Here is a 14,556-nt window from a genome sequence, read left to right on the forward strand (position 1 = left end):
CGTCGGACCGGTCGGCCTGACGTGGCCGGTGCGGGCCCGGAGCTGAAGCGGGCGCTCAACCAGCGGCAGCTGACGATGATCGCCATGGGCGGCGTCATCGGCGCGGGCCTGTTCGTCGGGTCCGGGACCGTCATCCACGACACCGGTCCGGGAGCGTTCATCACCTACGCCCTCTGCGGAGTCCTCATCATCATGGTGATGCGGATGCTCGCGGAGATGGCGGTGGCCAACCCCTCGACCGGATCGTTCGCCGACTACTCCCGCAAGGCCCTCGGCGACTGGGCCGGCTTCTCCGTCGGGTGGCTCTACTGGTACTTCTGGGTCATCGTCGTGGGCTTCGAGGCGGTGGCGGGAGCCAAGGTCATCAACTTCTGGCTCCCGGGCGTGCCGACGTGGGTGCTCAGCCTCGTGCTGATGCTCCTCATGACGGGCACCAACCTCATCTCGGTCTCGTCCTTCGGGGAGTTCGAGTTCTGGTTCGCCGGGATCAAGGTCGCGGCCATCATCGTCTTCCTCTTCTGCGGCGCACTGTTCGTCCTCGGGATCTGGCCCGACGCCGATCTCGACTTCGGCAACCTCACCGCGCACGGCGGCTTCTTCCCCAACGGTGGACTGGCGGTCACGGCGGGCGTCGTGACGGTGATCTTCTCGATGGTGGGGGCCGAGATCGCGACCATCGCCGCCGCAGAGTCGGACAACCCGGAGCGGGCGGTCTCCAAGGCCGCGAACTCGGTCATCACCCGCATCGCCATCTTCTTCGTCGGCTCGATCTTCCTGCTCGCGGTGATCCTGCCGTGGAACTCGGCCACCCTCGAGGCATCGCCCTACGTCGCGGCCTTCCAGCAGATGGGCATCCCGTACGCCGACCACGTGATGAACGCGGTCGTGCTGACCGCCGTGCTCTCGTGCCTCAACTCCGGCCTCTACACCGCCTCCCGGATGCTCTTCGTCCTCGCGGCCCGCAGGGAGGCGCCGGCGTCGATGGTGTCGGTGAACTCCCGGGGCGTGCCGACGGTCGCGATCCTGGCGTCGTCGGTCGTCGGGTTCCTTGCCGTCATCATGGCCGCGGTCTCGCCCGACACCGTCTTCTCGTTCCTGCTCAACTCGTCCGGCGCCGTCATCCTCTTCGTCTACCTGCTCATCGCCGTCTCGCAGATCATCCTGCGCTACCGGGCCGACGCCTCGACGCTCAAGGTGAAGATGTGGCTCTTCCCCGTGCTCTCGGTCATCACGGCACTCGCCATCGTCCTCGTCCTCGTGCAGATGGGCCTGACGGCGGACGTGCGCATCCAGCTCGTGCTGAGCCTCGTGTCGTTCGGCGTCGTCCTCGTCCTCTTCTTCATCAACCGCGCCCGCATCGCGCGCCTGCCCGAGCGGGTCGCGCCCGAGCACACCGGTGAGGCCCGGCGCGTTCTGGTCCTCGCCAACCAGACGCTCGAGTCCGACGAGCTCGTGTCGGAGCTGCAGCGCATCGACGCGCAGGGTGGCGCCACGTACTACGTGTGCGTCCCCGCCAGTCCCGTCGAGACCGGCACGGCCGCGACCCACGGGGCCGTCTCCGTCAAGGATGCGACGACCGAAGCCGCGCAGCGACGGCTCGAGCGCACGCTCGAGACCCTGACGGCCCACCGGCTCGACGCGACCGGCGCCGTCGGTGACCAGCGGCCGCTCCGTGCCCTGCGCGCCGCCATCAAGGAGTTCGACCCCGACCAGATCGTCATCGTGACCCTGCCTGCGGCTGAGTCGATCTGGCAGCGGTTCGAGGTGGTCGACCGGGCGTCCGAGCTCGGCCTACCAGTGACCCACGTCGAGGCGGCCTCGCTCGTCGGCGCGGTCTGAGCCATGGCGATCGTCGTCGCCTACACCGCACAGGACAGCGGCGCATCGGCTCTCGAGCTGGCCGCCGTGTTGTCGCGCTCCACGGGCGAGCCCCTCACGGTGGCTGTCGTCGTGACGACCCCGCAGGCGGCGGGGGCGGTGGAGTTCGTCGACGGCAACTACCTCGGCCCGCTCCGCGACTGGGGCGAGTCCGTGCTCGAGCAGGCGCGGGAGTCGCTGGCTCCTGACGTCCGGGCGACCTTCGTCGTGCGTGCGGCCTCGTCCATCCCTGCCGGGCTGCTTGACCTGGCAGCCGAGGTGAAGGCCTCCGCGCTCGTGCTCGGCTCGTCGAGCAAGGGAGCGCTGGGCCGCATCTCCTTCGGAAGCGTGACGGATCGGCTCGCCCACTCCGCGCCCCTTCCGGTGTTGCTCGCTCCACGCGGCTTTCGGCCCGCGCCCGGGTCCCGCATCCGCCGGGTCACCATCGGGTTCGGCGGGTCGTCGGGTGCAGCGCATGTGGCGTCCGCGGGGGCTGGGCTCGCTGCGTCGGTCGGTGCGAGCCTTCGGGCGGTGTCGTTCGCCGTCAGGCCGCCGAAGAGGATCTACGGCAGCGTCGAGGAGTCGGCGGACGACCTCGTCGTCGAACGGTGGCTGGCCCGCACGAGGAGCGCTCTCCGGGCTGAGGTGGGGGCTGTGGACGCTGCCCTGGCCGAGCGTCTCGCGCGGTCGCTCGTGGTCGGTGAAGGCGTCTCCTGGAGCGCGGCGATCTGGGGCGTCGAGTGGAACGACGGTGACCTGCTCGTCGTCGGCCCGAGCTCCGCGGCGCCGGCAGCCAGGCTCTTCCTGGGCTCGCGCGCGTCGAAGATCGTGCGTTCGGCACCGGTGCCGGTCTACCTCGTTCCGGCCCCGCGGGGCGGCTGAAGGGACCCAGGACGCTCTTGCGGGTAGGTCACACGTGCCGTTGACCGAGTGAGGGGACCACCACCATGACCGACGACAGCACCCGGCTTGCCGTGCTGATCGATGCCGACAACACCTCTCCGAGGCTTGTCAAGGAGATGTTCGACGAGCTCGCCAGCTACGGGACCATCACGGTGAAGCGCGCCTACGGCGACTGGACCAACCCGCACCTCAGCGGTTGGCGAGAGGTGCTGCTCGGCAACGCGATCTCGCCGCAGCAGCAGTTCGCCTACACCGTCGGCAAGAACGCGACGGACTCGGCGCTCATCATCGACGCCATGGACCTGCTCTACTCCGGCAACGTCGACGGGTTCGCCATCGTGTCCAGCGACAGCGACTTCACGCCTCTGGCCACGCGCTTGCGCGAGTCCGGCAAGCGTGTCATCGGCGTCGGGCAACGCAAGACCCCCAAGGCGTTCGTCGAGGCGTGCGAGCGGTTCCTGTTCCTCGAAGTGCTGGCCAACGGCGGCGCCGCGGACGAGGACGACGCCGACCTCGTCAAGATCGAGCCGACGCGTCCCATCGAGAGCGTGCTGACCCGCGCCCTCCAGAAGGTGGACACGGACGACGACGACTGGGCTCCGCTCAGCGCGCTGGGCAACCACCTGCGCCGCACCGACCCGTCGTTCGACTCACGCAACTACGGGTTCGGCAAGCTCAGCGAGCTCGTCCGGGCCCAGGGCTACGTCGAGACGAAGACGGTGAGCGGCGCCAGCGGGAACGGCCAGCTGTGGGTGCGACGCAAACCACGTCGGGCGGCCGAGCTACCGGCCGTCGAGCCCACGGCGAAGAAGACGGCCAAGCGTGCCGCGAAGACCGCGAAGACCGCGAAGACCGCGAAGAAGGCTGTGAAGAAGGCCGTCGCCGCGCCTCGCACCCTGGGGGAGTCCTGAGCGGTCCCCCGGACGCGGGATCTCGGCCGAAGAGATCGGATCTTGCTCCGCCCAGCGGAGCAAGAACCGATCGCTGTCGGGCCTTCTGATCGCTCGGAGACCTAGAAGCTCCACACCGCGGTCAGAGGCCGACGGCCTTGACCCCGTACGCCGCCTGCGACTTGCTGAAGCCCTCGAACCTCAGCTGATCGATGAGTCCGCCGCGTGAGAACGACGTCATGTCCAGGTACGACTGCGCCTTCTTCGCCGCCTGCTCGTTCCAATTCACCGTGATGTGGTCGACGGCGAACGTGGCGTCAGACTTCGAGAACTGCTCGTACTGGAGCTGCTCGATGAGGCCCTTGCGGGAAAAGGCCGTGAACTCCAGATAGGACTCCGCCTTGGCGATCGCTTGCTCCTGCGAGACGGTGACCGCATTGGCGGCCTTCTCTGCCGCGGCTTTCGCGGCGGCGGCCTTGGCAGCAGCCGCCTTCTTGGCGTCCTCCGCCTTCTTGTCGGCGGCGGCCTTGTCGGCGGCGGCCTTGTCGGCGGCGGCCTTGTCGGCGGCGGCCTTGTCGGCGGCGGCCTTGTCTGCGGCGGCCTTGTCGGCGGCGGCATTGTCGGCGGCGGCCTTGTCGGCGGCGGCCTTGTCGCCGGCGGCCTTGTCTGCAGGGGCCGCAACACTCGGTGCGGGCGCAGCCGTGCTCGAGTTCGCGACCGTGCCAGCTGTGGGGGCGGTCTTGGGGTCGTTGGTCAAGGCGCCCATGGCGATGAAGGCCACGAGGATGCCGCCCGTCCAGAGACCGGCTTTCTTGCCCTTGCCCATCTTCTTCTTCGGGTCTGTGTCCTGCCCGGTGTAGGGGGAGCCATGAGGCGGTGGTGCCCAGAGGGCGGGCGGGGGCGTCATGTCTTCGGGCGTGGGGATCTGCTGGGTGTTCTCGTTCATGGCACTTCTTCCCTGTGAGTTGCCTGTACTGCAAGGGAAGTCTCCGTCGCGTCCGGACATGTGTCTCGATTTCGGAGTTATCCGTGCGAAGAATCTCAGTCTGAACCAGGCACGACACTCGACCATCGGCGGTGTCGGTGTTGGGGCTGGACAGACGAGCCGGCCAGCTCCCTGAGGAGCTGACCGGCTCGATGAGTCGTGAGCGACTTTCGTCGCTGGACTCGTGGGTCAGTCTGCGGCTTGGAGGGCCTTCACCTCGTCGCGAGCAGCCACCACCGCCGCGTGCTGGCGGGTCACGACCTCGCGGAAGCCGGCGCTGAGGTCCTGCTCCAGCGCCTTCTCGTACTCCCTGACGGCATGGTCCTCACCCGTGACGGCGGCACCGAGGACGCTGCCCGCGTCGTCACCGGTCAGCGCGTCCTTGAGCGCGATCCACCCGCGGTGCAGGGCCGCCGTGGCGGTCCCGCTGTTGTCGACGTCGTCGCCGTACTCGTGGCCCATCGCGACGATCTCGCGGTGGAAGCCGGCGCGCTGCTCGGAAAAGCGCTGCAGCGTCGTTGCCCACTCGGGTCGATCGTCGTTACGCAGCTTCTCAGCGGCGGAGGCGAACCCACGCTCGCCGTCCTTCAGCGTCTCCACGAGCTCCTTGGCAGCCTTGGCGTCGTCCGACATCTTCACTCCTTCGGTCGATGTGCTGGTCCTTCGGGTCCTACCCGAAGGCGCGACGGTGCAACCAGTGACCGGGGGCGACGCCACCCTGACAGCGAGCTCACCGCAGGTTGTAGAACTCGCGGTGCACGTTGGCCGCACGGACCCCAGCGCGGACGAGGTCCCGCTGCAGCGCGCTCACCATCAGCTCCGGGCCGCAGAGGAAGGCGGATAGACGGTTGGCCTCGACACCGACCGTCTCGAGGATCTGCGCGCTCGTGAGCCGCGGTTGCCTCTCGGTGTCCACGAGGTGCAGGAGGAGCTCCTCGTGGTGGCCCGCCAGGTGGGCGACCTCGTCGGCGAGCGGAGCCGGTCCGCGTGCCGAGAAGAAGAAGTCGACGCGGTGCGGCAGCTCACCGGGACCCGCCGATCGGAGCCAGCTGAGCATCGGCGCCACGCCGATGCCGCCCGCGACCCACACCTGGTGCTCGGTGCCCCGCTTGTAGTCGAAATGGCCCTGGGGACTGCTGATCACCGCTGGCATGCCGGGGGCGACGACGTCGCCGATGCTCGACGTGAAGTCACCCACGGCTCGCACGGTGACGCGCACCTCCTGCTCGCCGGGGCCGCTGGCGATGGTGAACGGATGACGGTGCCAGCCGTCGCGGGCCTCGAGATTGACGAGGGCGAACTGTCCTGGGCGGAAGGCGAACCGCTGCCCGAGTGGTCGCAGCCAGATCTCGTAGGCGGAGTCGTCGATGGGTGCCACCGACGACACCGCGTAGTCGTGGGTCCGGGCCACCCTGCGAGCGAGCAGCTCGCGGAACAGGTAGAAGCCCAGTCCGACGCCACCGACGACGACGTAGGACCACCGCAACAGCGACGAGCCGAACAGTGTGGCGTCCATGAGGCCGTGCACGAAGCCGAAGGCGAGGAAGAGGCCGGTGAGGCGGTGGAAACCGCGCCACAGGCCGTAGCTGCCCACCCACCGCCCGACGATGCGGACGGGCCCGGTCTGCATGAGGCGCTCGACGGGGCCGCGTAGCGGTCTCGGGGTGATGAAGCGCCAGCGCGGCGCGATGGCCCACACCGTGAGGGCCGCGAGGCCGCTGATGCCGATGGTCCCCAGCGTCGGGCCGAGCTGAGTGGCGTTCGGGTTGCCCGTCGTGGCGATGTGCACCCCGATCAGGGTCGTGCCGGCGAGGGCGACCCGGCGGTGCCAGACGGCGGCCTTGTCGACGCCGTCGAAGAACTGTTCCACCCACCTCAGCGTGCTGATGAGGACCAGTCCCACCGAGAGCAGCAGCACGCCCTCGGCCCCGATGAGCTGGCCGACGAACTGGCCGGGATCGCCGGCCGGCCGGACGAGCAGCCAGAACAGGGCGAACGCGGTGACCAGGGCCCCGATGGTGAGGGGACCGACAAGGCGGGTGATGAGATGCGACCCGCTGTAGGGGCGCCGGTGTCGCACGGGTGTGGCGATGGCCATGCTGGGTCTCTGCTTTCGGTCAGGGCGCACGGCGCTGCGCCACGGTGCCGGTCGTCGGCACCCACCCCGATCAGGTTCTGGGGAACACGTACCCAGCCGCCGCTGCCGACCGGCGCAGTGCAGTCGTCCGGCCCCCGCAGAGTCCGGCGGGGCTTGCCGTGCCCGGGCCGCGTGGCCGAAGGTGGACGCCATGGAGACGCGAAGGCTCGGTCGGCTGGGCCACGAGAGCTCGGTGCTCATCTACGGCGCTGCGGCGCTCGCCGACGTGACACAGGACGTGGCCGACGCCTCGATCCAGCAGGCTCTCGACGGCGGGATCAACCACTTCGACGTGGCCGCGAGCTACGGCGAGGCAGAGCTGCGACTCGGGCCGTGGGTGCCGCAGATCCGCGACCGCATCTTCCTCGCCACGAAGACGGGTCGTCGCGACCGCGAGTCGGCCTGGCGGGAGATCAACGCGTCGCTGGAGCGGCTCCAGACCGATCGGGTCGACCTGCTCCAGCTGCACGCGATCGGCGACCTCGACGAGCTGGACCGGGCCACGGGCGCAGGCGGCGCCCTCGAGGCAGCGCTGCGCGCGCAGGACGAGGGCCTGGTCGGCGCCGTCGGAGTGACCGGTCACGGTCAGGAGGCGGCACAGACGCATCTCGAGGCGCTGCGGCGCTACCCCTTCGCGACCGTGCTGACCCCGCTCAACCCGGTGCTGTGGCGCGACGACACGTACCGGACGGCATACCTCGCGCTGGTCGACGAGACCCGGCGTCAGGACGCGGGGCTGATGACGATCAAGACGGTGTCTCGCCGCAACTGGGAGGAGGGCGCCGACCAGACGCACACGACCTGGTACGAGCCGTTCCAGCACCAGGAGGCGATCACGGCTGCGGTCTCGTGGGTGCTGGCGCACGACGAGGTCGCAGGCATCCCGACGGCGGGCGATGTGAGGCTCCTCGGCATGCTGCTCGAGGCCGAGCGCAACCGGATCGCGGCGGAGGACGCCGAACGACACCTCTCGGTCGACGACGCCTACGCGTCACCCTTCGTGGACATGCCGATCTGACCGCACGCCCGATGACGTACTTCTGGGCTGCTGTCGGCGTGCTGCTCGCCGTCGGGCTCGGCCTGATCATCTGGGGTTCGCTGACCGGGCCCGACCGGGAGGGCCGCGACGTGTCGAGGCAGCGCAACCGTGAGATGCAGGTCGGCGCGGTGCTGGTCGGCATCTCGCTGCTGGTCCTGGTGATCGCCTACCTGACGGCAGACTGGCCGTAGCGCTACGGCTTGAGCACCGGGTAGCGCAGGTGCGTCACACCGACGCCCTCGACGACGGTCGGGCTGCCCAGGGTCGCCGGCGTGCCGGTGAGCCGGTCGAAGAGCCGTACCCCGCGACCAAGCAGGATCGCGGCGACGTCGATCTGCAGGTGGTCGAGCAGGCCCGCGTTGAGGCACTGCTGGATCGTGTCGGCGCCGTGCACCGCGACGGACTTCCCACCGGCGGCCTCCTTGGCCTGCCGCACCGCGCTGTCGATGCCGTCCGTCACGAAGCTCACCGTGGAGCCGGGCCGCGGCCAGCCGGCGGGGATCTCGTGGGTGAGCACGAAGGCCGGTCCCCACGCGTGGTTGCCGCCCCAGCCCTGCGCGGCATCGAAGGTCCGACGTCCGGTGACGAGGGCGCCAAGACCGGACGTGAGGTCACGGAAGTGCTGGGCGCTCGGCGCGGACATGCGGAAGGCCATCGGGTCCGACCCGCCGCCGTCGACCTCGACGTCACCCGACCCGAAGTACCAGCCGAAGACGCCCGTGGGGTCGCCGTCGGGGTCGGCGACGTAGCCGTCGAGCGACATGGACATGATCGCGATGACGTCGGACATGGTGATGGTTCCTCTCCGTCGGTGGCGGCCCGGTGTTCCGTGCCCTCACCGTTGCGTCGAACGGACCGCCCCCGTCTCGACACGGGTGGCGGGACCGCTTTCAGCCGTCGTGGGTTCGCGCCCTCCGTGTCAGAGGGCCCGGCGGCTCGCAGCCGACGCGAAACCCAGCCAGGTGTGACGGTTGCCCGCCCAGCACCAGCCGACCTTCGGGGCGCCGCGCCGCTCGCGCCCGTCGCGGCCGGTGCCGTTGCTGATCCAGAGCGCGGGTGTGCGGGCGTCGAGCCGACCGCCGGCCTTGCGCAGCCGTGACCCGATGGTCATGAAGCAGTGGTTGCGTTCGAGCACCTCCGGCACCTGGAGCGCCCAGTGGATTCCCTCGACGAGAGTCAGCGGAGTTCGCCCCGCACCGGTGATGTTCGGCAGCGCCTCGTCAGGGCTCCAGTTGGCCATCTCGTCGCCACGGTCGACGCCGCCGACGACGTATGCCGGACCGCTGGGCAGGTCGACTGCCTCGACGGGGGCGAACGCGTCGACGTCCGTCATGTCCTCGACGACGAAGCCCTCGCGATCACCGAGGCGCAGCAGCGGCGCCAACGCCGAGGTCGGGACGACGGTCTCGCTCAGGACGAGGAGATCGCTTGCAGTGGATGAGGATTCGTCCGCGGCGTACGCCCTCAGCTCAGCGGCCGGCATACCTGCCAGGTCGTGGACACCGAGCGCGACGAGACGGTCGGCCTGGCTGGTCAGCGGGGGGAGGGTCGGGGTCGCGAGAGTGGCTTCGGGCACGGGTCCTCCAACGCTGGGTGGTTCGGTCGGCCATCGTTCAACGCGCACGTATGCCGTGCCGTTCCCTACCACCTCGACGGAGCGTGCGTGGCGGGTTTAGGAGGGTCTAGTACCAATGTCCGATGGTCGGCCATCCGTGTTCGGGAGAAGGATCGGGCACGCACCGTGACACTCAACGCCGAGGAGCAGGTCATGACAGTGAAGAGACGAGTACTGGGGGTCGTGGGGGCGGTGGCGCTGGCAGCATCCACGCTGGCCGTCACCACCGTGCCGGCACAAGCCGCGTCGTCCAAGGGTTGCGAGGGCGGTGGCTTCCGTCTCGTCAACCTGTCGACGGGGGTGACCGTCGCCGCAGCCGGGGCAGACCGCATCCGCACCACCATTGCTGCCAACCAGCTCGGAGGCACCTTCGGCGTGCGCGGCCGCTACGCCCAGTTCGACGTCCGCTCAGTGGATTTCGCCGTTCTGAACCAGGCCTTCACCGGCGCGCCGAACGAACTCGACATGACGGGAGGCCGGTTCACGCCCGTCTTCGCGAGCAAGGTTCCCGACCACCGCGGGCTCGTGCTGAACAGCGGGGTCGCCGTGGAGCTCGACGGTGAGGGACTGTCGCTCCAGCGGACGGGGACTGGCCTGTCGATGACCCTCTCCGCCAAGGACTGCGCGCAGGGCGGCATCTTCCAGATGGAGCCGCAGCGAGGTGACGGCACGAGGACTCGTGTCACCCACACCCTCGCCGCGTCGGGCACCGCCGGGCTGACGCCGTTCTACTTCGACAACCCGAACTTCCGGGCGCGTGTCGGCCAGTTCCTGGGCTCGGGCTGCACCAGCGTGCAGACCGGCCCGCCCGGCCAGTTCTGCGTGCAGGTGAGCACGCGCGTCAACATCGCCAACGACCTGTCCCCGCGCTTCGTCGCGCGTGACAGCGCCCAGGTGGCCGACCGCGTGCCGAACCCGGCGTGCAACACCGCCACGCCCGTGACGCCCAGCGTCCGGCACTGTGGCGGCGTGTCGGTCTGGGACGTCGCGAGTGGCGGACGGATGGGCTTCGTCACCGGAGGCGACGCCACGGAGGTGGCCAACCCGCCGACCGACTGCGTCTCCAACTGCCAGGCCCAGAACCAGGTGCGCGGCCGGCTCGCGAACCTCGGATTCCCCTTCCCGGTGCCCGGGGGAAGCCGTCTCGTGCCGAGGTCCGCTCCCTGACCGGGGAGGGGGACGGCGAACCCACTCCACCGCTGGGTGGGGTGGGTTCGCCGGCACCCCGCTCCACGCACACGGCTTCGCGGAGCCCGGGACTCAGGTCGTCCTCGACCCGTCGATGCTGAGCTGCTCCCTGTGGAAGTCGTAGTGCTCCACGGCGTACGCGTAGACCTGGGCGAGCGTCATCGTGTCGCGGAAGAACGGGTCCCACCCGACCGGGAAGTGCATCCGGAGACCGAGGGCCTCCTCGGTCTCGGCGTCGAGGCGTCGGTGCAGGCCGTCGATGGTGCGGTCGAGCCGGGCGGTCAGTCGAGGGCCGTGGAAGACGAGGGCGCCGCCCACGGAGCCGAGGTAGTTGACGTGGTGGAACGGCCGGATCGCGGCGTCCAGGGCGGCGGCGAAGACGCGGCTGAACCGGTCGGGCAGGCGACCGAACAGCCGCACCAACGGGAGCAACCGGCGTACGACCAGGAAGCCGAACGTCATGTGCCACAGCATCTGACCGTTGGTCCACCTCGTCCCGCGGGTGCGGCGACGCAGGTCGTCAGGCGTCGCGCGCGCGACGAGGTCGCGCAGGTCGGCGCGTGCGCGCTCCAGCTCGTCGTGGATGCGCTGCCGGTCGACGACCGGTGAGCTGTCGGTGGCCACGAGTCCAGTGTCGCGCAGGTCGCCCTTCAGCCCTTCCGGAGCTCCTCGGCGAGCATCACCAGGATGCCGCTGGGGCCGCGGACGTACGTGAGCCGGTAGACGTCCTCGTAGGTGGCGACGCCGCGCAGCGGGTGGCACCCGTGCCTCGCCGCGATCGCCAGCGCCTCATCGAGGTCGTCGACGGAGAACGCCACGCGGTGCATGCCGATCTCGTTCGGGAGGGTGGGCTCGGTCTCGATCGCGTCCGGGTGGATGTACTCGAACAGCTCGAGGCGGCCGCTGCCGTCCGGCGTCTGGAGCATGGCGATCTTCGCGTGGTTGCCGTCGAGGCCGACGGCCGTGTCGGTCCACTCGCCGCTCACCGTGTCACGGCCGAGGACGGTGAGGCCGAGATCGGTGAAGAAGGCGATCGTCGCCTCGAGGTCGCGGACCGCGATACCGACGTTCTCGAGCTTGATGGGCATGCAGGCACGCTACCGAGTCAGCGCGCGTGGGCCACTCAGTCCCGCCCGAGGCTGGCGGTCACGGCGAGCTGGTCGACGAGGTCGTTCATCTCGTGGCCGGAGTGGCCCTTGACCCACTGGAAGGCGACGTCACCGCGGTCGTTGACGGCTGTCACGAGCGGCTCCCACAGGTCGCGGTTGGCGACCGGCTTCTTCGCCGACGTGGTCCAGCCGCGCTTGAGCCATCCGTCCCACCACCGGTCGCGGAAGCAGTTGACGACGTACGTCGAGTCGCTCACCACCACGAGCGGTCCACTGATCGCCGTGACGGCCTCGAGCGCCGCGCGGATCTCCATGCGCTGGTTGGTGCTGGGTCGCTCTGCGCCGGAGGCGAACTGGTCGCGGTCGATCGCCCAGGCCCAACCGCCGGGTCCGGGATTGCCCGAGCAGGCGCCGTCCGTGTAGACGAAAGTCGCGCCGTCGGGGGCCGCCATCGGTGCCTTGGGGGCCTTGGGTGCCTTGGGGGCCTTGGGTGCCTTGGGTGCCTTGGGTGCCCGCGATGTGCTCGCCGTCATGGCGCGCGCCGCTCCTGCTGCCGGCGGGGCCGCCAGGCCAGGGAGGGCGAGCTCGGAGCCGCAGTCCGCGTGCACCCAGACGTTCGCCTCACCGCGGGAGCCGACGATCTCGTCACCCACCCGGATCGGCTCCAGGCAGCGGGTACAGCGTCCGGGAAACTTGGCCAGCACGGTTCTCCTCATGGCTCGGTCGAGGGCAGCAGCGTAGGCCTGCTCGGCCGAGCAGCCGCGCCGGGGTCCCGGTGGCTGGCCGACGACCGGACCTCGAGCTGTTGCCCTACGCGTGTGTGTCGCGTGCCCGAGGTCTCCGGCCGTCGCGCTGTGACCGCGGGCTCAGCCGGCGGTGTTTCTGTCATCCCCATACCCATTTCGTATGCCGTCCGCGTGCCGGCGCCACGCCCGCCTAGGGTTGGACCGTGACTGTCGACGTGGAGAGCTCCATCGAGATCGACGCTCCCCGTGACCGGGTGGCGGCCTCCGCAGCCGATCCCGGGAACGCCCCGCGCTGGTACGTGAACATCCGTTCGGTTGCGTGGGGGACCCCGCCGCCGGCTGTCGTGGGATCCCGCATTGCTTTCGTCGAGGGCCGACCCACTGGGGGCGGTGGATGAGGACCCTGCACCTCGGGCTCCTGGTCGCCGACCTCGAGCGTTCGCTCACTTTCTACGGCGCACTCGGCTACGCCGTGGTCGGCACCGTGCCGCAGGCCGAGTTCGGGAGCCTGACGATGCTCAAGCTCCCCGATGACGAGTTCGTCGCCCTCGAGCTGGTCCACACCCCTGACGCCGGACCGGTCGACCCGCGAGGACTCAACCACCTCGTCGTGCAGGTGGACTCGATGACCGACGCCATGGCCACGCTGGCTGCGAACGGAGTCACCGCCGAACCGCCCAGCTCGCCGGACGGATCGGGTGATTTCTCGACGTCGTGGCTCACGGACCCCGACGGCTACCGCATCGAGCTGGTCCAGTGGCCGCCCGGCCACGCGGACGGCATGAGCGAAGCCGACTTTTGGTGAGCGGTTCCCGGCGCCCCGGCTGACCTGGTGCTTTTATTACTTTTGCGTATTTCGACGCGTTCGTCGGGACGATCGCTGATACTCGTGGCTCGGCAGTCAGGGACCGGTGCAACGGGGGCGTCATGCAGGAGAGCGTGGAGATGGTCCACGTGGGTCGTGCGGTGCGGTGCGCGTGCGGGGAGGACCTGCGCCCCGGCGAACGCGCTGGGCAGCTCGGCGGTCGATCCGAGCTCGTGTGCCTGTGGTGCCTTGCCGACCTGCAGGCCGGGCGCCAGCGACCTCGCGCCCGCCGCGTCGAGACGACATGGCCCGCGGCGCCCGTCGCGCACTCGCCGACCCGTCGCCGGAGACGGCGTCCTGCATCGACGAGACGGCTGCGCGGCTCCGCGGCCGCGCCCCTGGTCGTCGCCCTGCTCGTTGTGGCGGCCGCTGTGTACCTCCACCCGGCATTGTTCGGGAGGTCGGGGAGCAACGTTGCCGCGGACGGGGCGCCCATCGCTGGGGGCGACCTGCCCAGCTGGTTCAAGGGCGTGCCCATCACCGGTGGCAGCCCGGGCGACACCCGGGACATCTGGCCCCCGACGCCGCCGGATGCACGCACCAAGCCGCTCGGCACGCCCGGTCCGTCCCTCTCGTCGTCCACTGACTACGCCTTCATGCACACCATCCCCGAGCTCGGTGGCCGGCCCGTGGCCTGGGACCCCTGCCGTCCGATCCGTCTCGTCGTCAACGACGCCGCGGCGCCACCCGGGGCCGACGAGCTGCTCCGCGAAGCCGCCCGCTCGGTCAGCGCCGCGACGGGACTGCACTTCGTGATCGAGGGCCCCACGACGGAGACGCCGGCAACCCGCCGGCCCCCGATCGACAAACATCTCTACGGCAACCGGTGGTCACCCGTCCTCGTGGCGTGGACCGACCCCACGGTCGTGCCCGAGCTGGAGGGACGGGTGGCCGGAATCGCCGGACCCGCGGGGGCCCCGTACTACACCGCTTCGCAGCAGCATTGGGTCAGCGGCACCGTCAATCTCGACGGACCCCAGTTCCGCGAGGTCCTGCGGCGAGCGGACGGCTGGGCCGGTGCACGCGCGATCGTCATGCACGAGCTCGCTCATCTGACCGGCTTGAGCCATGTGCCTGTGAAGGACCAGCTCATGTTCGAGGCGAGCGTCGGGCAACGCGACTTCGGGGCCGGTGACCGCGAAGGACTCAGACAACTCGGCTTGGGCACGTGCTTCACGAGCTAGACAAGGGAAACACCGTGCCGACCCTGTGTCTGCCAGTC

The 14,556-nt window shown here is 70.0% G+C and carries 17 protein-coding genes; 9 read left to right on the forward strand and 8 right to left on the reverse strand.

Features of this window, described 5'->3' with window-relative positions:
- Positions 1–21: 21 nt before the first annotated feature.
- From ACYVNR_RS13245 to ACYVNR_RS13255, 3 genes are all read left to right on the forward strand, one after another.
- The gene (locus ACYVNR_RS13245) at positions 22–1,839 is read left to right on the forward strand and encodes an amino acid permease (protein ID WP_461048479.1); all 1,818 of its coding nucleotides are present in this window, start codon (positions 22–24) and stop codon (positions 1,837–1,839) included.
- Between the two features lie 3 nt (positions 1,840–1,842).
- Positions 1,843–2,739 carry a universal stress protein gene (locus ACYVNR_RS13250; RefSeq protein WP_458799268.1) on the forward strand — a complete coding sequence of 299 codons (897 nt, stop codon included), beginning with the start codon at positions 1,843–1,845 and terminating at the stop codon, positions 2,737–2,739.
- Positions 2,740–2,804: 65 nt separating this feature from the next.
- Positions 2,805–3,671, forward strand: a complete 867-nt coding sequence (locus tag ACYVNR_RS13255) for an NYN domain-containing protein (RefSeq protein ID WP_461048482.1) — start codon at positions 2,805–2,807, stop codon at positions 3,669–3,671.
- 121 nt (positions 3,672–3,792) lie between these two features.
- Here ACYVNR_RS13255 and ACYVNR_RS13260 read toward each other — a convergent pair whose 3' ends face one another.
- From ACYVNR_RS13260 to ACYVNR_RS13270, 3 genes are all read right to left on the reverse strand, one after another.
- A complete protein-coding gene (locus tag ACYVNR_RS13260; protein WP_461048484.1) occupies positions 3,793–4,596 on the reverse strand; it encodes an Ltp family lipoprotein in 804 nt (267 codons plus the stop codon).
- Positions 4,597–4,824: 228 nt separating this feature from the next.
- Positions 4,825–5,268, reverse strand: coding sequence for a ferritin-like domain-containing protein (locus ACYVNR_RS13265; protein WP_461048486.1), 444 nt, complete (start codon positions 5,266–5,268; stop codon positions 4,825–4,827).
- Between the two features lie 97 nt (positions 5,269–5,365).
- Positions 5,366–6,733 carry a ferredoxin reductase family protein gene (locus ACYVNR_RS13270; RefSeq protein ID WP_461048488.1) on the reverse strand — a complete coding sequence of 456 codons (1,368 nt, stop codon included), beginning with the start codon at positions 6,731–6,733 and terminating at the stop codon, positions 5,366–5,368.
- 190 nt (positions 6,734–6,923) lie between these two features.
- Here ACYVNR_RS13270 and ACYVNR_RS13275 point away from each other — a divergent pair, with 190 nt between their 5' ends.
- Complete coding sequence (locus ACYVNR_RS13275) at positions 6,924–7,790, forward strand: aldo/keto reductase (RefSeq protein WP_045192997.1); 867 nt, start codon at positions 6,924–6,926, stop codon at positions 7,788–7,790.
- Positions 7,791–7,801: 11 nt separating this feature from the next.
- Entirely contained in the window at positions 7,802–8,002 is a 201-nt protein-coding gene (locus ACYVNR_RS13280) for a hypothetical protein (RefSeq protein WP_461048491.1), read from the forward strand.
- A gap of 2 nt (positions 8,003–8,004) precedes the next feature.
- Here ACYVNR_RS13280 and ACYVNR_RS13285 read toward each other — a convergent pair whose 3' ends face one another.
- Together ACYVNR_RS13285 and ACYVNR_RS13290 are read right to left on the reverse strand one after the other, a co-directional pair.
- Entirely contained in the window at positions 8,005–8,601 is a 597-nt protein-coding gene (locus tag ACYVNR_RS13285; RefSeq protein WP_461048493.1) for a dihydrofolate reductase family protein, read from the reverse strand.
- A gap of 129 nt (positions 8,602–8,730) precedes the next feature.
- Entirely contained in the window at positions 8,731–9,387 is a 657-nt protein-coding gene (locus ACYVNR_RS13290) for a DUF5701 family protein (RefSeq protein WP_461048495.1), read from the reverse strand.
- 192 nt (positions 9,388–9,579) lie between these two features.
- Between ACYVNR_RS13290 and ACYVNR_RS13295 the strand changes: the two genes are divergently transcribed.
- Positions 9,580–10,593 (forward strand): hypothetical protein, encoded by a 1,014-nt coding sequence (locus ACYVNR_RS13295; RefSeq protein WP_461048497.1) that lies wholly within the window; start codon positions 9,580–9,582, stop codon positions 10,591–10,593.
- A 93-nt stretch (positions 10,594–10,686) separates the two neighbouring features.
- On the opposite strand, the gene ACYVNR_RS13300 is transcribed toward ACYVNR_RS13295, so the two are convergent.
- Genes ACYVNR_RS13300 through ACYVNR_RS13310 form a run of 3 tightly spaced genes read right to left on the reverse strand, consistent with a single transcriptional unit; the run spans position 10,687 to position 12,376 of the window.
- Entirely contained in the window at positions 10,687–11,238 is a 552-nt protein-coding gene (locus tag ACYVNR_RS13300; RefSeq protein WP_461048499.1) for a DinB family protein, read from the reverse strand.
- A 26-nt stretch (positions 11,239–11,264) separates the two neighbouring features.
- Entirely contained in the window at positions 11,265–11,702 is a 438-nt protein-coding gene (locus ACYVNR_RS13305) for a VOC family protein (RefSeq protein WP_458799277.1), read from the reverse strand.
- A gap of 35 nt (positions 11,703–11,737) precedes the next feature.
- On the reverse strand, positions 11,738–12,376 hold the full coding sequence (locus ACYVNR_RS13310; RefSeq protein ID WP_461048501.1) for a ribonuclease H family protein: 639 nt from the start codon (positions 12,374–12,376) through the stop codon (positions 11,738–11,740).
- A gap of 308 nt (positions 12,377–12,684) precedes the next feature.
- Here ACYVNR_RS13310 and ACYVNR_RS13315 point away from each other — a divergent pair, with 308 nt between their 5' ends.
- The 3 genes from ACYVNR_RS13315 to ACYVNR_RS13325 all read left to right on the forward strand — a co-directional run bounded on the left by ACYVNR_RS13315 (position 12,685) and on the right by ACYVNR_RS13325 (position 14,518).
- Entirely contained in the window at positions 12,685–12,867 is a 183-nt protein-coding gene (locus tag ACYVNR_RS13315) for an SRPBCC family protein (protein ID WP_461049380.1), read from the forward strand.
- The gene (locus ACYVNR_RS13320) at positions 12,864–13,274 is read left to right on the forward strand and encodes a VOC family protein (protein WP_461048503.1); all 411 of its coding nucleotides are present in this window, start codon (positions 12,864–12,866) and stop codon (positions 13,272–13,274) included. The genes ACYVNR_RS13315 and ACYVNR_RS13320 overlap by 4 nt, the downstream gene beginning before the upstream one ends.
- Positions 13,275–13,396: 122 nt before the next feature.
- A complete protein-coding gene (locus ACYVNR_RS13325) occupies positions 13,397–14,518 on the forward strand; it encodes a peptidase (protein WP_461048505.1) in 1,122 nt (373 codons plus the stop codon).
- The last annotated feature ends 38 nt before the right edge of the window (positions 14,519–14,556 follow it).

The sequence above is a fragment of the Terrabacter koreensis genome (assembly GCF_054783315.1).